Here is a 19,296-nt window from a genome sequence, read left to right on the forward strand (position 1 = left end):
CGAGGACCGCCGAGAGCGTCTGCAGAAAGACCGTCTTCCCGTTTGCGCCGGTTCCGTGGAAGAAAAAGAACACCTGCTCGCGTGTCGATCCGGTCAGGCAGTAGCCTGCCATGCGCTGCAGATAGGCTTGCAGGTCCCGATCACCGTCGGTGATCTGATCGAGAAAGTTCATCCAGAGCGGACAGTCGCCGCGGGGGGCTGCGCCGGCGATCTGTGTCACCAACCGGGCCGGACCATGGGCCTGAAGTTCGCCAGTCTCGAGATCGACGAGGCCGGCGGTGGTATTGAGAGCCATCGGAATGGCGTCCCAGGCATCGACCGATGAGGAGATCGCGGGATCGGCTGCGGCGAGCCGCAGGGTTGCCGAGACGGTCCTGTCGCTGGCGATGCGGCGAGCCATGGCTGGGGAGTCGGTATCCTTGGCCACTGACCGGCAGACCTGGCGCATGAGCTCGCGCGTGATGTCGCGATCGTCGCGGCGCCAGTGGGTCCCGGTCCAACTCATCCATCCGCCCAGAGCGCTGCAATGACGCGCTTCTCCGGCATGCCGATCGACAAAACTTGCAGCGATCGCGTCCTCTCTGAAGGAGGGCGCGTCCCGCGCTGCGTCGTCCGGCTTTCGCGTGGGCATCGGCCCATTCTCGCGAATGTCCTTTTGCAGAAGCGCTGTGAACTCACGCTCCAGGCCGGCATCGTCCCACGGTGGCATGATCAGCGCCGCGTTGTGCTCGATTACGGCCCTCCGGGCGTCATCGAGGCTGACGTGGCCAAGGCGCGCCTGGCGGATCCAGTGACCGATGACGCGCGACAGCGCTTCGAACCGGGTCAAGTCGTCGAGGCCCCCAGCCAGGACCTTGCGGCTCATGAGCCCCGAGACGGCGGGCTTGCGCTGTCGCGGCTTCACCTCCGGAATGCCAGACAGCGGCGGCATTGCCGCGGCCCGCGCGAGGAGTTCATCAAGTGGGTAGCACCCATGGCCGCGTGCGAGCAAGCGGACCGCCGTGAGCTTTCCATTCTTGCCGTGGATGCTGCCCGGAACGCGGATCGGCTGGTGCAGGCTGCCGAACGACGCGTCGCCGCCCACCTTCAAGGCCACCATCTCGCGCAGCGACCGGATCCGCTCGAGATCATCGCCGCGCGCCGGCTCATGCAACCGCCAGTACAGGTGCAGCTTCGCCTCCCCAACGTCGGTCCGTCCGCCGGAAGCGACCTCGAGGCTCGGCTCGCCCAAGTGCCGACAGAGATAATCGCGGGCGAGCGATATGTCTCCGCTGTCGAGATCAACGAGCAGAACCTGCGTCGCGATGATGTCCCTGGCGCGCGCCGAGCCGGGCCTGCTGACGATGCCGGGAACGGCATAGATGCCGCGGACCGCTCTTGCCGCATGCTTGGCGATATCCGGCAACGCAGACGTCAGCTGTGTCACTTCGACAAATTTCGACTGCGGCTTCTGATCCGGGGTTCCGGTCTCCGCCAGCATGCGGATCGGAACGATCCCGGCCAGACCATCAAACACCACCTCCGTGAAGGCGGTCATCGCGCCGTGATCGATCTCGGATCGGAGGGCTTCCAGGGTCATGCCGTCGCCTCGGTCACGCGACAGTCTTCCTCGAAGGCGAGAATATCCTCGAGACGGTAGCGGACACGGTCGCCGATCCGCAGCCAGGCGGGGCCGGTCCCCGCCGCCCGACGTCGCTGAAGGCTGCGCACGGATACGTGCCAACGGGCCGCGAGGGCGCGTTCGGTCAGGATGGGCTCAAGTTTATCGTTCGGCTTAGCGGCAGGGATCGCCATCGCGGGCCTCCTTGGTCATGCCCAAGAATGGCCCGGAAACGGCTCCTGTTCACGCCCGGGAGGCTGACACGGAGCCACCGACTCATCACAAATGGTCGGCTGATTTTGTAGTAATAACAAGCCGTCAAGGCCGCGTAGATGACAGAAGACGGCTATTCCCTGACAGCATCAGGCCAATGACGATTCGCCTAGGGTAAAGAGGTCAGGTCGCGTCCCGTTTGAGAACCCGGATATCCGGATCGATGCGATAGCCACGTCGCCCCTCGCTCTCGATCAAGAGGGGCCGAGCCGGCGGCCTGTCGAACAGCTGCTGATGGAACTGCGCAAGTTCCTTTCGACACCGGCGAACGTGCTGAGCGACGACCTCTTTGCTGACACTCGCTCGCGTTGCAAGTGTGCCGGTCGGCACGTAGCGGTGCTCCTCGCGGGAAAGCCCGCGATGACGATCCTCGTCAAATTCCGGCTTGATCATACAGGCAGTACGCGCCGCCGCACCTTCAATACGGCCGAGACCCCGGACACTGATCAGGAAGCGATCGTCTTCCTCCGAGAAGAAGACCTCAAGCGGGCGGTCCTCGTGAAGAATTAGATCCGGCGCATCGGACGAATTCTCCATAGGCTGCTGAGGAGCAGGCGCGGTCGCGCGCGGGTCGGGAGCAAGCGCCGTCGCCGCTGGGTCCTCTCCCGCGACCATAAGCCGGATCAGCGCCCCGTCCGGAAGTTCCTGGCGGGCAAGGTGTTCGGCATTGTCGCGGATGGCTTGTGCCAGCGCATCCCTGACCAGCCTGCCGTGGCGGCGCTGGAGCTCGAGGATGCGGCGCAAGACCTGCGTCCGACCCTGATCGGGATATCCGCTCGCGATCCGCGTCAGTTCCTGACCGAACGTGCTGAGGAACATGCGATCGTCGATCGCGGCCAGTCGAACGGCATGGCGGGTCCAGTCGAGCGCCAGGGTCCGCGACCGATCCTTTTCGCGCGACCCGGTCAGTACATCGGTGCCATACATGTCGGCGGGATCCTCGTCCGCAAGGCCTGCGGCGAGCATCGCGAAGCGACGATCGAGGCATTGCGAACAGGCGCCGCAATGCGTGTGCAAGGTGTTCTGCTCGCGGATACTGGTGCAACTCACCGCCTCTCTGATCTGATCGGCGGCGCCATGGTCGGCGATCCGACGCACAACATCGGTCTTGGTCATCCATTCATATGGGTTCCGGATGGCCGCACCAGCCCCTTCACCGACCAGCATCATGAGATGCTCGAGCTTTCTCAAGGCAAGGGGATGCGTCGTCCGCGTCGCCATGGTGCCAACCACATGGGGCGAAATCGGGAGGTTATGTCCGATGATCCCGTTCTCGAAGAAACTCTGCCGATCGGCTCCGAACATGCGTGCGACGACCTGACCCAGCGCCGCGAAGAGAAAGGAGCGTGATCTCTGTGTTGCATCCCGCGCCTCCGTGCCAACCCGCTGTGCCATCACGTGGATCTGCAGCACGCGTCCGGGAAAGCGATGCTTGAGATACCGGCCGAGGTGTCCCTGACGTGTCGCAGCCTTTTGCGACGAGCGATGTGTGACCAGGACAATGCGGGCGTTCGACGTCGAGAGCGTCTCAAGCGCGCCGGCGAAGGAGTCGAGCCCGCCCGAGAACAGGATGACCTCGTCCGCCGCGAAGGCATCGCCCTCCGGCTCGAAGGGGAGGAAGGGCTCCTCCTGGTCAACGGTATCCTGCGCGTGGAACCGAAAACTGACGATGTCGCCTGTGAGAAACGTGATGGCGTCGGTCAGCGCAGCCGCCACCTCCGGGCGGTTCCAGAAGCCGGGATTACGGACCGGCAGATCGAAGTGGAACTGCCGATGCCAATCCTCTCCCATGTGCGGACGGGTAGGACCCCCTCGCTGCACCTCGCTATCGGCTGCGAAGACATAGGCCGCGATGTCGAGCAGATCTTGCAGTCGTGGTTCGATGGGCCGGACAAGCGCCGCCGAAATGCGGTCGGCGCGTAGCCGAAACGTCGGGGCGGTCCCGTTCAGCCGGATGCGAAGCGGTCCGCGTGCGCGATCAGTTCCCACGACCCCCTCAGGCATCGGCATCCCTCTTGCGCCGAAGCTCCTCGGTGATCTTCTTCATCGCTACGGCGGCGAAGGCCGCAGCCTGCGGCGATTCGATCCGCCCGTCCTCATAAAGACGCTTTCCGTACCACCCCGGAGCAAACTCCTGGATGATCCGTGTTGCCTCCTGGGTGTAGGTCTGCAGCGCGACGTCAAACGCACTGCGGGCGCCGACATCCGGAAGGCGCCGTCCGGTCCCGGTCTGCATGGCCAGGGTCCGATCGAGCCAGTACGAGAGCGAGTCCGAGAGCAGTCGCCCGAAGAACGCACGCGAGAGGGCCGCGATTCCGTTCGGACGGGAAAGCCGTTGTGCCTCGATCTGGACGTCTCGGTCGGTTGCCTCGAACAAGCCCGGCAGCGCCGCACCGATCTGGTCGTTGAGTGTGCCGATGAGCGCGCGTCCCGCGAGTTCTCCGAAGTCGGTTCGGCGGCTGGCGGCGCGCGCGATGTCATCAAGCCGTTCAGAAGCGCCAGCGCAGATCTCGAACAGGTCGGGCGTCGAGCCTACGGACAGATCGCAATCCCGCAACGCCAGACCGAAGTCATCGCTTCGGGCCGAGAACGGAATCATGAGCAGGAGCCGGACGGCCTCAACGAACACGGGATCATCTGCGGCGCGGGCGAGATCGCCCTCCGCGGCGATCGCGCTGGCGGCAAAGACTGTCTCGTTTGCAGCTTCGCTACCCAGAAGGTCGACCACCTGCCGCCACTTCAGCGAACCGGGCAAAACCTGAAGATGGATATGGCCCATCCCAGGAACCTCCTCACTGCCGGATAGTCTGCGCGACCGAGGTCGGTCCCGTCAACCGCCGCCAGCAACCGGGACGGATCGGACAGATGGGACAGAAGATTCCATAAGCTGTCTCACGCGCGCGCGTGAGAAACTATCCAAAATTACCTGTCCTATCTGTCCTATCTGTCCCATCCGTCCTTCAATGCCTGGGCGCAGTCCGAAAGGCCGAAGAGACCCCCGGCACTAGGTGTCGCGAGTAGCGGCTGACCTCGAGACGCAGGGCGTGGGCGATCTCGAGGGCCTAAGCGACGGGGTGGCTCCGGCCGACAGGGATCGCGACGGCAGTGGGACCAGCTCGGGCGAAAGCCGGGGCTGGCCGTCCTCGGCCTTCTGCTCAAGGGCTCACCAACCGACAGGGACCCTGGTAGAGTTGAGAGACACGCACAGGCGCGAGGCCAGCGCGGTTGGAAAATTCGACCGCGCGCAGATTTCCTACCCGCGAGCCTTGTCCAGCAGGTCCAGCAGTTCGGTGAACTTCGCCCGTTGATCCGCGCGGTTACCGGACGCCAGCGCGTCCTCGATGCAATGGGCGGCGTGATCGTCGATCACCAGCTTCTCGACGCCCTTCAGCGCGGCGCGGACAGCCGCGATCTGCGTCAGAATGTCGACGCAGTAGCGATCTTCCTCGACCATCCGCGCTACGCCTCGAACCTGACCTTCCAAGCGCTTCAGCCGTCTTAATGCGTTTTCGCGGTTCTCATGCATGCTGCATCATAAGGAGATTGGGTGGTCGGTTGTCGAGATGAACGTCGCGATACGTTAATCGATCGCAGCACTTGACGATACCCTAATGGGGTATATTTTTAGAGCGATGAAGCACGATCCTCAATCCCCCGACCCCACCACTCATGGCTCCTATCGCCGTTTCGCCGCGATGATTGCGACGTCCACCGTCGTGATGTTTGGGCTGATGTATCTCAACACCTACGCGCTCGATCACGTCTACTTCTCGCAAACGCGGATGTGGATGGCGCTCTACATGGGCGCAGCGATGACCGTCATCATGCTGGCGTTCATGCTGGGCATGTACGGAAATCGGTATCTCAACCTGTCCATTTTTGCCGGCGCCGCGCTGGCCTTTGCAGGCTCGCTCTATCTGGTGCGCTCGCAGGACACGGTCGGCGACGTCGCATGGATGAAGGCGATGATACCGCATCACTCCATCGCCATTATGACGTCCGAGCGTGCCAACCTGTCCGACCCACGCGTGCGCGCGCTGGCCGACGCGATCATTGCGGCGCAAGAGGCGGAGATCGCAGAGATGAAGGAATACATCGCCGACATTCAGGCGAACGGCGACGCCCCCGCGGGAACCCCCCGCGACGAGAAATACTGATCCCCCGGAGGCCCCATGCCCAAGGACATCCTTGCTGACACCCGCGACGTCGCTGACGTCACCACCGCCCCCGCCATTGCCGCGATCGGCAAGACCGCCGTTCTCTATCGCATGGCGCTGCCTGATCACCTGTGCCCCTCGGGCCAGAAGGCAAGCTGGCTGCTGAAGTCCAAGGGCTATCAGGTGGACGACCGCCTGTTCCGCACCCGCGCGGAAGTGGACGCCTTCAAGGCCGAGCACGGCGTCAAGACCACGCCGCAGGTCTGGATCGAGGGCGAGCGCGTGGGCGGCTACACCGACCTGCGTCAGCGCCTGACCGACTGGGATCCCGACGCCACGACCTACAAGCCGGTGATCTACCTGTTCGCGGTCGCTGCCGCGACGGCGCTCGCGCTGTCGATCGGTTTTATTGGCGCGATCACCTGGCAGACGCTGGGCTGGTTCATCTCGATCTCGATGATCCTGCTCGGGATGCAGAAGCTGCGCGACATCGAGAGCTTCTCGACGATGTTTCTGAACTACGACGTTCTTGCGCGCCGTCATGTGCCCTACGCCTATGTGTACCCCTGGGTCGAGACCGGCGCGGGCGTTCTGATGACCGGCATGCTGCTGCCATGGCTCGCCGCCCCTGCGGCCCTGGTCATCTCGACGATCGGCGCATGGAGCGTGTTCAAGGCCGTCTACATCGATAAGCGCGAACTGAAATGCGCCTGTGTGGGCGGCGGCTCGAACGTGCCCTTGGGCTTCGTCAGCCTGACCGAGAACCTCGCCATGATGGGTATGTCGATCGTGATGCTGGTGATATTGCTGACCTGACAGGTCACTCCCGCAGTGCATAATCGTGACCCCCGAGGCTGGGGACCTTCGACGAGGTAGGCACGCTCGTCGGTTGAACCTAGCCTCATTGATCAACCAGACAGGAAGAGAACCTATGACCGGATTGCGAAACTATGCCTTGCGGGCTACCGGCATCGGAGTCGCAATGGCGATTTCCGCCGCGTCCGTTGCCGCCCAAAGCGCGTCCGATCACGGCGCAGGTCACGGCGAGATGGCGAGCCATGACACCGGTTCGGTCTATTCCGCGGCCATGGACACGATGATGCAGAGCATGGACGCGACTGAATTGACCGGCGATCGCGACGCTGACTTTCTGCTGCTGATGATCCCCCACCATCAAAGTGCGATCGACATGGCTCAGGCCTTGTTGGAGGATTCCAATGACGCCGAGGTGGCAGCTCTGGCGCAGGCGGTGATCGACACCCAGCAGGCCGAGATCAAGGACATGAAGGGCATGCTAGCGCGACTAGGGCATCCTATCGACTAGCCTTGTCAGTCTGGCGCCTGGCATCGGTGGCGGTCAGACCGTGCATCCCGGTCACAGGGACACAAAGGGTCGATTTTCGAATTATTATCCGTATGGGGAGCGAAGAATTGCCATACGCTCGATAGCCTTTTTGTCCCTGCGGCTCGATTGGCTGACGCCTCAGCCGAATTCAAACCCCACAGGTCGACCCCAGAGCCGCAAGCGCCAAAACCGTAGCAGCTTGCGCCAGGCTGTGGAGAAGTCACCGCGGGCCCGATGTCGGTTCCTGTCGTCCTGAGGTGGAAAATGACATTCTTACAATGACTTGTGGTCTGAGGCATCATAGGAGGGCCGCGGCATCGCCTCTTTGGTCAGCCCGCGGCCTGGTCCGCGCGGAGGGTTTTCAAGACCGTGGCGCCGGGAACCGGAAGGACAGACCACGGGGCGGGGACATCTGTCAGGCGCAGTCCGAAAGGCCGAAGCGCGTCCCCCGGCACCAGGTCCGGTGTCGCAAGTAGCGGCTGACCTCGAGACGCAGGGCATCAGCGGTCTTGAGGGCCAAAGCGACGGGGCGGCTCCGGCCGACAGGGATCGCGACGGCAGCAGGGACCGGCTCTGGCAATCGCCGGGGCTGGTCGTCCTCTGCCTTCTGCTCAAGGGCTCACCAACCGACAGGGACCCGGTAAGAGTAGAGAGTCACACGCACGCGCGAGGCGAGGCCGCCTCAATGATGTTGCGATGCTGATGTCAGACGGTGTGCCGCTTCGATCGAGGGGCTTTCCCAGATCCGTGCGAAGCCAGAAACGATCATGCCGGCGGGATCGGTGAGGTCGGAGAATGCCTCGAGCATGGCGAATGCGATGAGGTCCAGGGACACTGCCGGGAGGTCATGCCGCATCTCGCAGTTGTGCGGATCAAGGATAACTTCAACATTACAGCCGGCGCAGACGATTGTGTTAGCTTCATCCAGCTGCGAGATGACCTGCCGCATCAGCGCGTTCTGCTCACGGTAAGAGGACAAGCTGCGGGTCACGTCGAAGACGGCGATCAGGAACGCTTCGATCTCGTCCGTGTCGCTCTGGGCGGTCAGCGTGAGCGTGACTGCTCCGTCCGATGACGAAAGGCGCTGCTGCAGATCAGTCGGATCAGCGAGCCGGGGTGGAAGTGAATCGTCACAGTCGTCCAAATGGATTTCCCCGCGAGTCATCGTTTATTGTAACGCACCTCTGTTCGTTAGTTGAGTCAAAGATAGACATCGTGCGGGAGGACAGCATCGGTGCCTCGTCCCCGCTACCTGAACCCCATCCACGATACGTCTTACGGCACTCAGGCGCTGCACAGGGACAAAAAGGGACAGTTTCCCATTATCGCCCGTATAAGAAGCTCAGAATTGCCATACGCCCGATAGTCTGCAGTTTGTCCCTTTTTGTCCCTGCGGCTGCTGGGGGGTCCTTTCAGCGCTTCGCCAAGGTACCTCGACGGCGCGTCAAAGCCGTCGTCGCTTGCGTGGAGCACTGACCGCAGCGCCGAGGCCCCAATGTCGCCGTCTGTCGCCGTGAGGCGGAAAGTGTCATTCTTACAAGCGGTTGCGTGATCTGGTATGATGGCGTTGAGCCCCGCTTCGTGGGCCCGGAAACGCGTCAGGGGGCATCATGGCCGGACAGAACACCATAACCGACAACACCCGTCCCTTCGCAGGAGCCCGCGACCTGACACGCCGCGCGGTCGCCGACCTGATCCCCTACGCCAACAATGCCCGGACACACTCCGAGGCCCAGGTGGCGGGCCTCGCCGGTTCGATCCGGGAGTTCGGCTTCAACAACCCGGTGCTGGTCGATGGGGCGAACGGCATCATCGCGGGTCACGGCCGGGTGCTGGCGGCGCATAAGCTTGGACTGGCGGAGGTGCCGGTCATCGAGCTGGCGCATCTCAGCGAGACGCAGAAGCGGGCCTACATCCTGGCCGACAATAAGCTGGCCGAACAGGCGGGCTGGGACGCACAGCTGCTGGCGCTGGAGCTCGGCGATCTCGCTGATCTCGACGTGGATCTGACCAGCCTCGGCTTCGAAGGCGCGGAACTCGACAAGCTGCTCGGTCACGACGCACCCGATCCTCGCGAGGAGGAAACACCGGAGCCGCCTGCCGATCCGGTCTCCCGCCCGGGCGATCTTTGGACCCTCGGCTCGCACCGGCTGATCTGTGGAAGCTCGACCGATCGGGACACGGTGACGCGGGTGCTGAACGGCGTGACACCGCATCTCATGGCAACCGATCCTCCGTTTGGCGTGAACTACGATCCGGCGTGGCGCAACGACGTGGGCGCCGCAAAGACCAGGCGCACCGGCAAGGTGTTGAACGATGACCGCGCCGACTGGCGCGAAGCCTGGGCGCTGTTTCCCGGCGAGGTGGCCTATGTCTGGCACGGCGCTCTCCACGCCACCACGGTGGCCGAGAGCCTCGAGGCGACGGGCTTTTCGATCCGCTCCCAGATCATCTGGGCCAAGGAACGGCTGGTGCTCTCCCGCGGGCACTATCACTGGCAGCACGAGCCCTGCTGGTACGCGGTCCGCGGCACCGGGCACTGGTCGGGCGATCGCAAGCAATCGACGCTGTGGACGATCCCGAGCCGTGACCAGGACGCGAAAACGGTGCACGGCACGCAAAAGCCAGTGGAGTGCATGCGCCGGCCGATGCTGAACAACTCAAGCCCGGGGCAGGCGGTCTATGAGCCCTTCTGCGGATCGGGGTCGAGCATCATCGCCGCCGAGACCACGGGGCGGCATTGCTACGCGGTCGAGCTCGATCCGGCCTATGTCGATGTGATCGTGCTGCGCTGGCAGGTCTTCACCGGCAAGAAGGCGGTGCTGGAGGGCGACGGCCGCACCTTCGGGACGATCGCCGCCGAACGGCAGGGCACGCGCATCGAGCTGGCACCTTCCGAGGCCGCACCGCTCAAGGCAGCCTCATGAGCCAGTCCCGCGCCATGTCGCTGATCGAGGCGGTCACCAATGTCACCGTGGGGTTCGGTCTAGCCCTCACCGTTCAGGCGGTGCTGTTCCGAGCCACGGGTATTCAGGCAAGCGTGCGCGAACAGGTTGGACTGTGCGTCGCCTTCACGGTCATGTCGCTCGCGCGCAGCTATGTTCTGCGCCGCCTGTTCACGAGGCTGGGAAGGTGAGCCGCTGTCGCGCTGACCTCGCCCGCGCGGTGCCGCGGGGGGCGGTCAAAAGTCAGGGAGCCTTTGCCACGGGACCGGCGGCCTCGGCACGCGCACGCGACCGCGAAATTGCCGACCGGGTATCCTCAAGACCTTGCATGCAAATCGCCCGCAATTATGGGTCGGATGCGGCCTTGGGCAGCTTTGATGAGGTCCCGATGACTCGACCAACACCGCAGACGAACCCGCGACTGGTTGACCGTGGAGAAGCGAGGAGCGGGACATGAGAGGCCGCAAGCCGACACCGACCCGCCTTAAGCTCGTCGCAGGCAACCCCGGCAAGCGGCCGATCAATGGCGCCGAGCCAGAGCCCGCCGCGGATCTGCCGACCTGTCCGGCTCATCTCAACCCCTCTGCCAAGGCCGAGTGGAAGCGGCTGGCTCGCGATCTGAACCGCATCGGTCTCCTGACCATGGTCGACCGCGCGGCGCTCGCGGCCTACTGCCAGTCCTACGGCCGCTGGGTCGAGGCGGAACGGAAGCTGAAGGAGACGCCGGTTCTCTTGAAGATGCCCTCGGGCTACATCCAGCATTCCCCTTGGCTCACCATTGCCAACAAGGAACGCGAGCTGATGGCGCGCTACATGGCCGAACTCGGCTTGACCCCATCTTCAAGATCGCGGTTGGCGGTCGACGTCTCGGCCACCGATCCCGCGGTCGCGGCCGTCTGGGCGCAGTTCGACATGTGAGGCCACGATGAGAACCGGACGCAAACCCATCCCTCGCAAGCCGACCCTGACGAAGACCCGGCTGAACGCGCTGCCGCGCTGCCCAAGCCATCTTTCCCATGTGGCTCAGAAGGAATGGCGCCGGTTGGCCACGCCGCTGCATGAAGCGGGGATCCTGACACTGGCCGACCGCTCTGCACTCGCGGCCTATTGTCAGGCTTACGGTCGTTGGGCGGAGGCCGAAACCAAGCTCGCCGAGACGCCCGCGCTGCTGAAAACGCCGAGCGGCTACGTCCAGCAATCGCCGTGGCTCTCGGTTGCCAACAAGCAGATGGAGCTGATGGGTCGCTTCATGGCGGAGTTGGGTCTGACACCGGTTGCCCGGGCCCGGCTCTCGATCGAGTTGCCGGAGACCGTGACGTTCCCGACGATGATCCAGCTCGTGCCTTACGAGGGCAAGACCCGCACCGAGGCGAAGGACGAGGGCCCTCGGGACCGTTCAGGCGAAGGCGACACAAAGCCCGACAGGATATCGGGCAACCGGCCGATCAATTGACTACGTGATCGGGCTCGAGCCGATGTACAGAACTGCGCAACCACCGTTACGCAGGTTTGTACGAGGTCAGCCATGGCAGGATCAGGACAACGCTACATCGCCTACGAGCGGGTCTCGACCGCGCGGCAGGGACGGTCCGGGCTCGGGCTCGAGGCGCAGCGCCGTGCGATCGACGAGTTCCTCCAGTCACGCAGTGCCACCCTCTCAGGCCGCTTCACCGAGGTCGAAAGCGGCAGGCGCAACGACCGACCTGAACTGGCAGCGGCTTTGACCCAGGCACGCCTGACCGGCGCGACGCTGCTCATCGCCAAGCTCGACAGGCTGTCACGCAACGCGGCTTTCCTTCTGCAGCTCCGCGACAGCGGTGTTCGCTTCCTGGCCTGCGACATGCCAGAGGCGAATGACCTGACCATCGGGATCATGGCGCTGGTGGCCCAGCAGGAGCGCGAGGCGATCTCCCGGCGCACGAAGGAGGCGCTGGCAGCCGCAAAGGCGCGTGGGGTGAGGCTCGGCAATCCCAACGGCGCTACGGCGCTCAGGCGCGGCGGTGATGACGGACGGGCGCTCCGCGCCGCAGTCTCGCGCAATGCCGACGCACATGCGGCTTCGCTGGAGACTGTCCTCGCCGATCTGGAGGCGACAGGCATCCGCAGCCTCCGTGAGATCGCCGCAGCGTTGAATGCGCGCGGCATCCTGACGCGGCGCGGGGGTCGCTGGCATGTGTCGACGGTCCGGAACCTGAAAGGCAAGTTGGCGGAGCAAAAGGTCTAGCAGAGACTGGCAAGCAACCTTTACCGGCAGATCGCGTTTGACTGTGCGGCCATGCACCGCTGTCCGCAAAGCAGCGCTGTTCCACTTATTAGCACGACGAGACCTCATTTTACCCAAGGCTTCTTTTTAAGGAGTAACCCATGGATGACGAACGCGTCTGGAAATTCGAGCAAAGCCTTTGGCAGGCAACAGACGAAGCCTACCATGAGCGCGTCGATCCAGAGTGCATCATGGCGCTCAGTCATGCGCCGCATCTGTTCACAGGGACGGCTGCGACCGAGGCAGTCAGCGGAACGCCTGATTGGGATGAGGTGACGTTCTCGAACAAGTCCGTGTCCCGGCCCGAAGAAGGGTTGATCGTCGTTGGCTATAAAGTCGAGGCGATCAAGGGCGAGAGCCGGTTCTCGGCGGCCTGCACGTCCGTTTATCGTCGCAAGGGGCATGACGACTGGTCGGTCGTTCAACACGCTCAGGTCGCGGCCCATACTTGATCTGGGCTGAGGTCGCCGCTCCTCTGATGAAGATGCTCGTTTCTGCTGCTGTGTAATAGGAGCAACCGATGAATGAAGAAGAGTTTGAGGGCCGATTGCTTGCTCACCGGCGCATGCTGCAATTGATCGTCACCGCGCTCGCGAACACGCCCTCCGGCGAGCGAGTGCAATCTCTTCTCCGAGAGCGCACGATGTTCCAGGACGGGCAAGAGGATCCTGGAGCAGTTGAGGCCGCCGGCGCCGGTGTAGAATTGGCGTTAGCGGATGAATTTAGGCTGACCGTTGATGGCATCACCGGTCTTGCTGCCGACGAGCCTCCCGTTCGTTCCGCCGGCCCAGAAGCTATGCAGAACCCGCCTGCGGAGTGGGACCGCGTCGACGAAGCATCGGATGAATCGTTCCCGGCCAGCGATCCGCCGCCACATCGCTGAGGGTGTGGACACCTTTCCGCGTGCCTAATGCCCGACCTGTATCCGACAGGCGGCATCGTCGCCCGATGCCGCCAGCGCTAGTTTACTGCTGCTCCGTTTGGGCTCCGGAGTTGGGGCGCGCCTTCCCGAGATCCGGCTTCTGGCCGAGGGGTTCGACCTTCTCACGAACGGAAAACTCGCTGCGTCCATCCAACGACGGCCCTGATGTCCAGCGACCCTCGGGTGTCGGTTCATCAAGGGACGTGTTGAGGAAGTAATACGAGTGTTCGGTCGCCTCGTGTGCTTCCGGCGTCGAGTTCGGGATCGGCAAAGCATTCTGCATGCCACCCAACTCTTCGATCACGGCGAGCCACTGTTGCTGATGCATGGTGTCGCGCGCAATCAGGAACGAAAGCATGTCCTTCATTCCCGCATCGTCAGTCATGTTATAAAGGCGCGAGGCCAGAACGCGACCCCCGGCCTCTGCCGTGACATTGGCAAGCATGTCCGCACCGATGTTACCGGTCGCGTAAACATGGCTCATGTCGAAGGGGACACCGTTCGCATTGACCGGCATCGCCGAGAGACCCGATGACAGGATGTGCCGGGGGTTGGCGCCGCCCATGATGGCGTGGACGACCGGATCCTGTGCGGCCTCTTCTTGTGCTGTTAGTGGCGCATTCTCAAGGTTGAGAGCCACCGCATGGCCCAAGAACTCGATGTGGCTCAACTCCTCGGTCGCGGTCATCATGAGCATGTCGCGATATTTGCTGTCACCGCGCGCGCCCATGGCTTGGAAGAAATACTGCATGGCTACGCGAATTTCACCCTCGATACCGCCAATAGCCTGCTGCAAGTACTTGGCGAATTGGGGGTCGGGGCGATCAACACGAACTTTGTACTGAAGTTTGCTGGAATGATGGAACATGATGGCTCTCCTTTATTCCTTGGGCCGGCAGCCCAATGGCCGTCCGCAAACCCTGAAGCCGGGATGCGCTGTCATTGTTCCTTTCCGTCGGCCACATCTAACTAATCTTAATAAGCACTCTGAGAGGCTGGGACGGTCCTTCGATTACCATCCAGCTCGAGCACTAACGCGCGCCCTCTTACCGAGCAGTCGCTCAGGACTTTGGTTTTGCCGTCGTTGTGGCTCGTCGGACGGAAGGAGTGGGTTTACACTGCCCGAGCGTCTACCCACGGCTGGCCGATGCAGCGCGAGATGCCTGATGCCCTAACGCTTCGGAAAACGGACCTGCGGGATCTGGACGACCAGGCGGGCCTGGAGATGCCCCGCGTCCGCAGTCTACGCATGATCGCGGGAGCGTTGAACGCGAGCGGCATCCTGACACGACGTGGGGGTCGTTGGCAGGGTCGACGGTCAAGAACCTGCTGGCGCGGCTGCACGGGAGAGCGAAAGTGACGCATGCAATACATTAATCTCGGGGACCACGCCAACAACGCGGTCGTTTGGAGCGCTGACGTCAGCCAGTCACGTGCTCGAAGTCGATCGGAAACGCAGGACTGAGTGAATTAGCGATTGTGCTCCCGGATCGGGCCGCCTCGAAGATTCGAGCGAGCGTCTGTCGGTCGCTCCCTGACAAGCAGGCAGCGATCCGCGCGCGAACCACCCGGAGCGGCTCGCCCGCTAGGTCAACCTTCACATCCACCCTCTCGACCCGGAAGTCGGACGCGGAAGCGGACTCAGCCGCGTAGTGCAGGTCATTCCAGAAGCAGCCGCCGAGCGATGCGGCCAGCAGTTCGCCGCCGTTGAAGCCCAGGCCTGATCCGGAGGCCTTTCCAGCCGGTCGATCCGCGAGGAGCGTGTGGCCATCGGCGCTTTGCGCCAAGCCGGCGCCTGTTCCACCGACAGGAGAGAAGACAAGCTTGATGGACTTGCTCACTCAGGCGTCTCCCTGGGCTCCCGTCGCCCCTGCAGTGACCAGCTTAGATTACTTCAAGTCAGCGTTTGTAAAAAGCGCAACGATTTGCCGGCGATATTATACGAGCCACGATTATACGAGCCTCGCTATTCGCGGCTTAGCCACATAAGCTCTGTCGCCAGACCTGGTTAGGTCTCGCTATCCCCCAGCCGCAGGGGGCGGTCGAGCAATGGCCGCTGCATGGGAGTTGCCTCGACACCTTCGAATCAGGCGTTACACTCCTCGGGCTTAAGCAGAATGACGGGCATTGTGTTTGGTTGGATCGCTTCGACCTCCGCATTCGGGGGACAGGCATAGAGATCATCGTCGTCTCGCCCTCCTTGACCTTTCGGACTGACGTCCAGCCCCGAACCTTGATGCCCGCAAAGAACAGTGTCCGACCTTCTTCGGCAGGTGCGAACCACTGATTACCCTGGCCCTTGCCGAGCGGCTCGGCAAACTCGGTCAGCGGGACAAGGCAGCGGTTCTCTTTTCCGAGCGAGCGTCGCTAGTGCGAACTGGCGAGGTTGCGGATGTTGGTTTCGCCTCGATCGGTTTTCGGACGTCATGAAATTGGCTGATCGGACTTCGTCCTGCTCGACAAAAGCCAGCCGGCAATCAGCATCGCGCCCCCCCAGGCAAGGAATGCGAGATCCCAATAGATCCACTGGCCGCGAGGAACCGTTTCGTTGACATGGTGAATGCCGAGCAAATGGTGATCGATCAGGCCTTCGACAACATTGAAAATACCAAAGCCCATCAGGAGTGAGGCGCTCAGGCGTCGCGAGGACCAGCGCATATGCGTTTTGCGCGCCGAGCGCCAAAGCACAACCAGTCCGGCAAGGACAAAGATATAGGTCGCTGCATGAAAAAGACCGTCCAGCACTGTATTCAGCTTGAGGTTCCTCAATGCTTCCGATGCCGAGGACGCGCCGTCCACCGGCAGCCAGACGCTGGTCGCCATGTGGTGCCACTGAAGAATCTGATGGAGAACTATCCCATCGAAAAATCCGCCGACACCCAGACCTAATAGGATACCCGCCGAGAGCGGAAAGCGCTTTGGTCGCATGTCGTTGTCATCCGTCATGCCTGCACTCGTGAGACTGAAGCTTGTAGTGAGTGGCTAAGATTGGCGGAACGCTGAGAGCGCATTAAAGGAACTGCGTCTGCAAACTTCCCGGCACCGAATTTGTTCCCTCTGCGATCGGGCCCGTGACATGGGCGACCCACTCTGAAAGCCTGGATCTGAGCGGGGGGCGAGTGATAGCTTCCGATAGGCACTACTCGTCACCTGTCACCCATCCGTGGTTCGATATCTTCTCGCAACTGCAGCACCTGCAAACCGTCCTCGGTCAGCACCGCGTTCAGGCGAATGTCGTGCGGCTGCGGATAGATCGTGGTCAGCTCGGCCGCCTGCAGACCGATGCCGATCAAAAAGGGACGAGGCGCGAGGGCGGCGAGTGTGCGGTCGAAATATCCGCCGCCGTAGCCCAGCCGATAGCCCTCCCGGTCCCAGCCCACCAGCGGGGCGAGCGCCACATCCGGGGTCACGATCGGCGCATCCGGGGGCGGCACAGGGATATTCCAGTCACCGCGCACCATCCGCGTCTCGGGGGTCCAGCGGCGGAAGACGAGCGGGGCCTGCTTGACCTCGACCAGGGGAAGCGCGACCCGAACTCCAGCTTCGTGCAGGTCGCTCAGCAGGGGACGCAGGTCGAGCTCCCCCTTGATCGGCCAGTAGCCGGAAAGGACGTGCTTTTTCCGACCATGGCCACCCTCGTTCTCGGCGCCGCTGGCGCGGCCATTGGCGGCAGCATCGGCGGCGCGATCCTCGGTGTCAGCGCCGCCACCATCGGCGGCTTCATCGGCTCGACCATCGGCTCGGTCGTCGACAGCTGGATCATCTCATCGCTGGCGCCGACGCAGCGCATCGAGGGCGCGCGGCTCGACACGCTGCGCATCACCTCGGCCACTGAGGGCGCGGTCATTCCTCGCCTCTACGGCCGGATGCGGATGGGCGGCAACATCATCTGGGCGACGGATTTCCGCGAGGAGACCAAAAACCACCACCCAAGGCGGCGGCAAGGGCGGCGGGGGCGGCAAGGTCAAGACCACCGAGTATCTCTACTACGCCAGCTTCGCGGTCGCGCTCTGCGAGGGCCCGATCACCGGGATCGGGCGCATCTGGGCCGACGGCAAGCCGATGGACCTCTCCGGCGTCACCTGGCGCTGCTCGCGGGCATCGCCATCAAGCTCAAGATCTTCGGCGGCGGCCCGTAGCCGCACCCCGTCCCCATTTATCAGCCCAACAGCACCCGCCCTCGAGGCGGGTTTTTTCGTTTCGGAGGACCCTCATGAACACAACCTTCCACCGCCATTGGCGTGATGTACCGGAAAGCACCTGGCGCTGGCCGAATTTCAGCCCCCCCGAAATCGCCTGCCGCGGCACCGGCAAGCTGCTGATCAACGAACTGGCGCTCGACAAACTGCAGGCGCTGCGCGACCGGATGGGCAAGCCGCTGATCGTGCGCTCAGCCTATCGCAGCCCCGAGCACAATCGCGCCGTCGGCGGCGCGACCCGCTCGAAACACATGAAGGGCGCCGCCTTCGACATCGCCATGGCGAACCACGACCCGGTGGCCTTCGAGGCCGCGGCGCGCGAGGTCGGGTTCCTCGGCTTCGGCTACTATCCCCGCTCGGGCTTCATGCACATCGATCTCGGTCCCGCTCGGCAATGGGGCGAGCGGTTCCCGGTACGTGCGACCGCGTTCGCAGCCGAAACGCCGCCCGCGCGCGAGCTGCTGGCCGACAGCCGCACCATGAAGGGGGCCGGCGGGGTGGCTACGCTGGGCGCAGCCGGCGTCGAGGTCGCGCAGAGCCTCCTCGCCGAGACCCAGTCCGCAATCCTGCCCCTTGTGCCGTACCTCGATACGCTGCGCTGGGTGTTCATCGCCGTCGCGCTCGGAGGCATCGCGGTCACGATCTACGCTCGGCTCGACGACTGGAAGCGGGGGCGGCGGTGATTGCCGATTTGCTCACTGGGTTCGCTGCCAGCTCGAGGGTGCGGTCGGCGCTTCGCTACGGCGCCATTGTCCTCGCCGTGCTCCTGCTCCTGCTGTTGCTTCGGCGTTCTGGCGAGCGAGCGGGACGCCTCGCCGAACGCCTTGAAACCACGGAGAAGACCAATGAAATCCAACGCCGGATGCTGGAGGCTGCGGCTCGCCGTCCTCGGGATCGCAACGAGCTTGCTGAGCGGCTGCGCGATGGTCGGTTCTGAAGCTGGCGGGATCAGGACCTGCCCGCCTGTCGTTGAGTACAGCCCCGCGCTCCAGGCGCGCGCTGCCGAAGAACTGCACCTGCTGCCGGACGGATCAGCGATCGAGGGGATCCTGAGCGACTACGCGGTGATGCGGGAGCAGGCGCGCCTGTGCTCTTCTTTCTGATCAGAAGCTGACTCGCAGCTTGGTGGTCAGGCGGCAGCGTAGCGTGTGAACACCTCGGTCGATCCGTCGCGCCGGATCAACAACACCTCGTAGGCTTCGCGTTCGCTTTCCGGACCCATGCCGGGCGATCCGTAGGGCATGCCGGGCACTGCAAGGCCGACCGCCTCGGGGCGCTCCTCCAGGAGACGGCGAATGTCGGCAACAGGTACGTGCCCCTCGATCATGTAGCCTTCGATGCTACCCGTATGGCAGGAGGCCATTTCCTGCGGGATGCCGTTCTCCAGCTTGTAGCGCATCAGAAGCGTCCCGAGGCTGCGCTCGGTCGTGACGGCGAAACCGTCGTTCTCGAGGATCTCGATCCAAGCCGAGCAGCAGCCGCAGTTGGGGTCCTTCATCACGTGGATCGCCGGTCCGGCGCCTTGCGCGAGCGCCTTCAGTGGCGATGCCGTCAACATGGCGGTCCCGCCGATCAGGATCATGCGGCGCGAA

The 19,296-nt window shown here is 63.4% G+C and carries 21 protein-coding genes and 3 pseudogenes; 13 read left to right on the forward strand and 11 right to left on the reverse strand.

What is annotated here, in order from left to right:
• The 5 genes and pseudogenes from MLD63_RS16730 to MLD63_RS16750 all read right to left on the reverse strand — a co-directional run.
• A pseudogene (locus MLD63_RS16730) lies at nucleotides 1–1,579 on the reverse strand (hypothetical protein); the annotation flags it as partial.
• Nucleotides 1,576–1,794, reverse strand: a complete 219-nt coding sequence (locus tag MLD63_RS16735; RefSeq protein ID WP_255331058.1) for a helix-turn-helix transcriptional regulator — start codon at nucleotides 1,792–1,794, stop codon at nucleotides 1,576–1,578. The pseudogene MLD63_RS16730 and the gene MLD63_RS16735, both read right to left, overlap by 4 nt.
• A gap of 202 nt (nucleotides 1,795–1,996) precedes the next feature.
• The gene (locus MLD63_RS16740; RefSeq protein ID WP_255331059.1) at nucleotides 1,997–3,877 is read right to left on the reverse strand and encodes a hypothetical protein; all 1,881 of its coding nucleotides are present in this window, start codon (nucleotides 3,875–3,877) and stop codon (nucleotides 1,997–1,999) included.
• Nucleotides 3,870–4,652, reverse strand: coding sequence for a hypothetical protein (locus MLD63_RS16745; RefSeq protein WP_255331060.1), 783 nt, complete (start codon nucleotides 4,650–4,652; stop codon nucleotides 3,870–3,872). The genes MLD63_RS16740 and MLD63_RS16745 overlap by 8 nt, the downstream gene beginning before the upstream one ends.
• Before the next feature lie 474 nt (nucleotides 4,653–5,126).
• A complete protein-coding gene (locus MLD63_RS16750) occupies nucleotides 5,127–5,399 on the reverse strand; it encodes a metal-sensitive transcriptional regulator (RefSeq protein WP_255331061.1) in 273 nt (90 codons plus the stop codon).
• A 106-nt stretch (nucleotides 5,400–5,505) separates the two neighbouring features.
• Between MLD63_RS16750 and MLD63_RS16755 the strand changes: the two genes are divergently transcribed.
• From MLD63_RS16755 to MLD63_RS16765, 3 genes are all read left to right on the forward strand, one after another.
• Nucleotides 5,506–6,030, forward strand: coding sequence for a DUF305 domain-containing protein (locus MLD63_RS16755; protein WP_255331062.1), 525 nt, complete (start codon nucleotides 5,506–5,508; stop codon nucleotides 6,028–6,030).
• A 15-nt stretch (nucleotides 6,031–6,045) separates the two neighbouring features.
• Nucleotides 6,046–6,846, forward strand: coding sequence for a MauE/DoxX family redox-associated membrane protein (locus MLD63_RS16760; protein ID WP_255331063.1), 801 nt, complete (start codon nucleotides 6,046–6,048; stop codon nucleotides 6,844–6,846).
• Nucleotides 6,847–6,961: 115 nt separating this feature from the next.
• On the forward strand, nucleotides 6,962–7,354 hold the full coding sequence (locus tag MLD63_RS16765; protein WP_255331064.1) for a DUF305 domain-containing protein: 393 nt from the start codon (nucleotides 6,962–6,964) through the stop codon (nucleotides 7,352–7,354).
• Between the two features lie 703 nt (nucleotides 7,355–8,057).
• On the opposite strand, the gene MLD63_RS16770 is transcribed toward MLD63_RS16765, so the two are convergent.
• Nucleotides 8,058–8,519 carry a hypothetical protein gene (locus MLD63_RS16770; protein ID WP_255331065.1) on the reverse strand — a complete coding sequence of 154 codons (462 nt, stop codon included), beginning with the start codon at nucleotides 8,517–8,519 and terminating at the stop codon, nucleotides 8,058–8,060.
• A gap of 466 nt (nucleotides 8,520–8,985) precedes the next feature.
• Between MLD63_RS16770 and MLD63_RS16775 the strand changes: the two genes are divergently transcribed.
• The 7 genes from MLD63_RS16775 to MLD63_RS16805 all read left to right on the forward strand — a co-directional run bounded on the left by MLD63_RS16775 (nucleotide 8,986) and on the right by MLD63_RS16805 (nucleotide 13,466).
• Nucleotides 8,986–10,302 (forward strand): site-specific DNA-methyltransferase, encoded by a 1,317-nt coding sequence (locus MLD63_RS16775; RefSeq protein WP_255331066.1) that lies wholly within the window; start codon nucleotides 8,986–8,988, stop codon nucleotides 10,300–10,302.
• The gene (locus MLD63_RS16780; protein WP_255331067.1) at nucleotides 10,299–10,511 is read left to right on the forward strand and encodes a DUF7220 family protein; all 213 of its coding nucleotides are present in this window, start codon (nucleotides 10,299–10,301) and stop codon (nucleotides 10,509–10,511) included. Before MLD63_RS16775 ends, MLD63_RS16780 begins: the two co-directional genes overlap by 4 nt.
• A 262-nt stretch (nucleotides 10,512–10,773) precedes the next feature.
• Nucleotides 10,774–11,238 (forward strand): phage terminase small subunit P27 family, encoded by a 465-nt coding sequence (locus MLD63_RS16785; protein ID WP_255331068.1) that lies wholly within the window; start codon nucleotides 10,774–10,776, stop codon nucleotides 11,236–11,238.
• A 7-nt stretch (nucleotides 11,239–11,245) separates the two neighbouring features.
• Nucleotides 11,246–11,773, forward strand: a complete 528-nt coding sequence (locus MLD63_RS16790; RefSeq protein ID WP_255331069.1) for a phage terminase small subunit P27 family — start codon at nucleotides 11,246–11,248, stop codon at nucleotides 11,771–11,773.
• Nucleotides 11,774–11,845: 72 nt separating this feature from the next.
• A complete protein-coding gene (locus MLD63_RS16795) occupies nucleotides 11,846–12,544 on the forward strand; it encodes a recombinase family protein (protein WP_255331070.1) in 699 nt (232 codons plus the stop codon).
• Between the two features lie 140 nt (nucleotides 12,545–12,684).
• A complete protein-coding gene (locus tag MLD63_RS16800; RefSeq protein ID WP_255331071.1) occupies nucleotides 12,685–13,035 on the forward strand; it encodes a hypothetical protein in 351 nt (116 codons plus the stop codon).
• Nucleotides 13,036–13,103: 68 nt separating this feature from the next.
• A complete protein-coding gene (locus MLD63_RS16805) occupies nucleotides 13,104–13,466 on the forward strand; it encodes a hypothetical protein (protein WP_255331072.1) in 363 nt (120 codons plus the stop codon).
• A gap of 82 nt (nucleotides 13,467–13,548) precedes the next feature.
• On the opposite strand, the gene MLD63_RS16810 is transcribed toward MLD63_RS16805, so the two are convergent.
• The 4 genes and pseudogenes from MLD63_RS16810 to MLD63_RS16825 all read right to left on the reverse strand — a co-directional run.
• Complete coding sequence (locus MLD63_RS16810) at nucleotides 13,549–14,373, reverse strand: manganese catalase family protein (RefSeq protein WP_255331073.1); 825 nt, start codon at nucleotides 14,371–14,373, stop codon at nucleotides 13,549–13,551.
• 553 nt (nucleotides 14,374–14,926) lie between these two features.
• Nucleotides 14,927–15,346 carry an OsmC family protein gene (locus MLD63_RS16815; RefSeq protein ID WP_255331074.1) on the reverse strand — a complete coding sequence of 140 codons (420 nt, stop codon included), beginning with the start codon at nucleotides 15,344–15,346 and terminating at the stop codon, nucleotides 14,927–14,929.
• A gap of 583 nt (nucleotides 15,347–15,929) precedes the next feature.
• Nucleotides 15,930–16,451, reverse strand: coding sequence for a DUF2243 domain-containing protein (locus MLD63_RS16820; protein ID WP_255331075.1), 522 nt, complete (start codon nucleotides 16,449–16,451; stop codon nucleotides 15,930–15,932).
• Between the two features lie 200 nt (nucleotides 16,452–16,651).
• Nucleotides 16,652–17,116, reverse strand: a pseudogene (locus MLD63_RS16825) (5-formyltetrahydrofolate cyclo-ligase); the annotation flags it as partial.
• Between the two features lie 15 nt (nucleotides 17,117–17,131).
• Here MLD63_RS16825 and MLD63_RS16830 point away from each other — a divergent pair.
• The 3 genes and pseudogenes from MLD63_RS16830 to MLD63_RS16845 form a co-directional block, all read left to right on the forward strand.
• Nucleotides 17,132–17,669, forward strand: a pseudogene (locus MLD63_RS16830) (baseplate multidomain protein megatron); the annotation flags it as partial.
• A gap of 49 nt (nucleotides 17,670–17,718) precedes the next feature.
• Nucleotides 17,719–18,387 (forward strand): YcbK family protein, encoded by a 669-nt coding sequence (locus tag MLD63_RS16835; protein WP_255331076.1) that lies wholly within the window; start codon nucleotides 17,719–17,721, stop codon nucleotides 18,385–18,387.
• A gap of 162 nt (nucleotides 18,388–18,549) precedes the next feature.
• A complete protein-coding gene (locus tag MLD63_RS16845; RefSeq protein ID WP_189426719.1) occupies nucleotides 18,550–18,807 on the forward strand; it encodes a hypothetical protein in 258 nt (85 codons plus the stop codon).
• Between the two features lie 26 nt (nucleotides 18,808–18,833).
• Here the strand turns inward: MLD63_RS16845 and MLD63_RS16850 are convergent, their stop codons facing one another.
• Complete coding sequence (locus MLD63_RS16850; RefSeq protein ID WP_255331143.1) at nucleotides 18,834–19,262, reverse strand: DUF411 domain-containing protein; 429 nt, start codon at nucleotides 19,260–19,262, stop codon at nucleotides 18,834–18,836.
• Nucleotides 19,263–19,296 lie beyond the last annotated feature (34 nt).

Origin of the sequence: Paracoccus albicereus (assembly GCF_024359525.1) — a bacterium.
Taxonomy (GTDB): domain Bacteria; phylum Pseudomonadota; class Alphaproteobacteria; order Rhodobacterales; family Rhodobacteraceae; genus Paracoccus; species Paracoccus albicereus.

Bases quoted from the DNA above. Each gene is read 5' to 3' on its own strand.
- MLD63_RS16735 (WP_255331058.1), bottom strand. From the start codon at position 1,794: ATGGCGATCCCTGCCGCTAAGCCGAACGATAAACTTGAGCCCATCCTG.
- MLD63_RS16740 (WP_255331059.1), bottom strand. From the start codon at position 3,877: ATGCCTGAGGGGGTCGTGGGAACTGATCGCGCACGCGGACCGCTTCGC.
- MLD63_RS16745 (WP_255331060.1), bottom strand. From the start codon at position 4,652: ATGGGCCATATCCATCTTCAGGTTTTGCCCGGTTCGCTGAAGTGGCGG.
- MLD63_RS16750 (WP_255331061.1), bottom strand. From the start codon at position 5,399: ATGCATGAGAACCGCGAAAACGCATTAAGACGGCTGAAGCGCTTGGAA.
- MLD63_RS16755 (WP_255331062.1), top strand. From the start codon at position 5,506: ATGAAGCACGATCCTCAATCCCCCGACCCCACCACTCATGGCTCCTAT.
- MLD63_RS16760 (WP_255331063.1), top strand. From the start codon at position 6,046: ATGCCCAAGGACATCCTTGCTGACACCCGCGACGTCGCTGACGTCACC.
- MLD63_RS16765 (WP_255331064.1), top strand. From the start codon at position 6,962: ATGACCGGATTGCGAAACTATGCCTTGCGGGCTACCGGCATCGGAGTC.
- MLD63_RS16775 (WP_255331066.1), top strand. From the start codon at position 8,986: ATGGCCGGACAGAACACCATAACCGACAACACCCGTCCCTTCGCAGGA.
- MLD63_RS16780 (WP_255331067.1), top strand. From the start codon at position 10,299: ATGAGCCAGTCCCGCGCCATGTCGCTGATCGAGGCGGTCACCAATGTC.
- MLD63_RS16785 (WP_255331068.1), top strand. From the start codon at position 10,774: ATGAGAGGCCGCAAGCCGACACCGACCCGCCTTAAGCTCGTCGCAGGC.
- MLD63_RS16790 (WP_255331069.1), top strand. From the start codon at position 11,246: ATGAGAACCGGACGCAAACCCATCCCTCGCAAGCCGACCCTGACGAAG.
- MLD63_RS16795 (WP_255331070.1), top strand. From the start codon at position 11,846: ATGGCAGGATCAGGACAACGCTACATCGCCTACGAGCGGGTCTCGACC.
- MLD63_RS16800 (WP_255331071.1), top strand. From the start codon at position 12,685: ATGGATGACGAACGCGTCTGGAAATTCGAGCAAAGCCTTTGGCAGGCA.
- MLD63_RS16805 (WP_255331072.1), top strand. From the start codon at position 13,104: ATGAATGAAGAAGAGTTTGAGGGCCGATTGCTTGCTCACCGGCGCATG.
- MLD63_RS16810 (WP_255331073.1), bottom strand. From the start codon at position 14,373: ATGTTCCATCATTCCAGCAAACTTCAGTACAAAGTTCGTGTTGATCGC.
- MLD63_RS16820 (WP_255331075.1), bottom strand. From the start codon at position 16,451: ATGACGGATGACAACGACATGCGACCAAAGCGCTTTCCGCTCTCGGCG.
- MLD63_RS16835 (WP_255331076.1), top strand. From the start codon at position 17,719: ATGAACACAACCTTCCACCGCCATTGGCGTGATGTACCGGAAAGCACC.
- MLD63_RS16845 (WP_189426719.1), top strand. From the start codon at position 18,550: ATGAAATCCAACGCCGGATGCTGGAGGCTGCGGCTCGCCGTCCTCGGG.
- MLD63_RS16850 (WP_255331143.1), bottom strand. From the start codon at position 19,262: ATGTTGACGGCATCGCCACTGAAGGCGCTCGCGCAAGGCGCCGGACCG.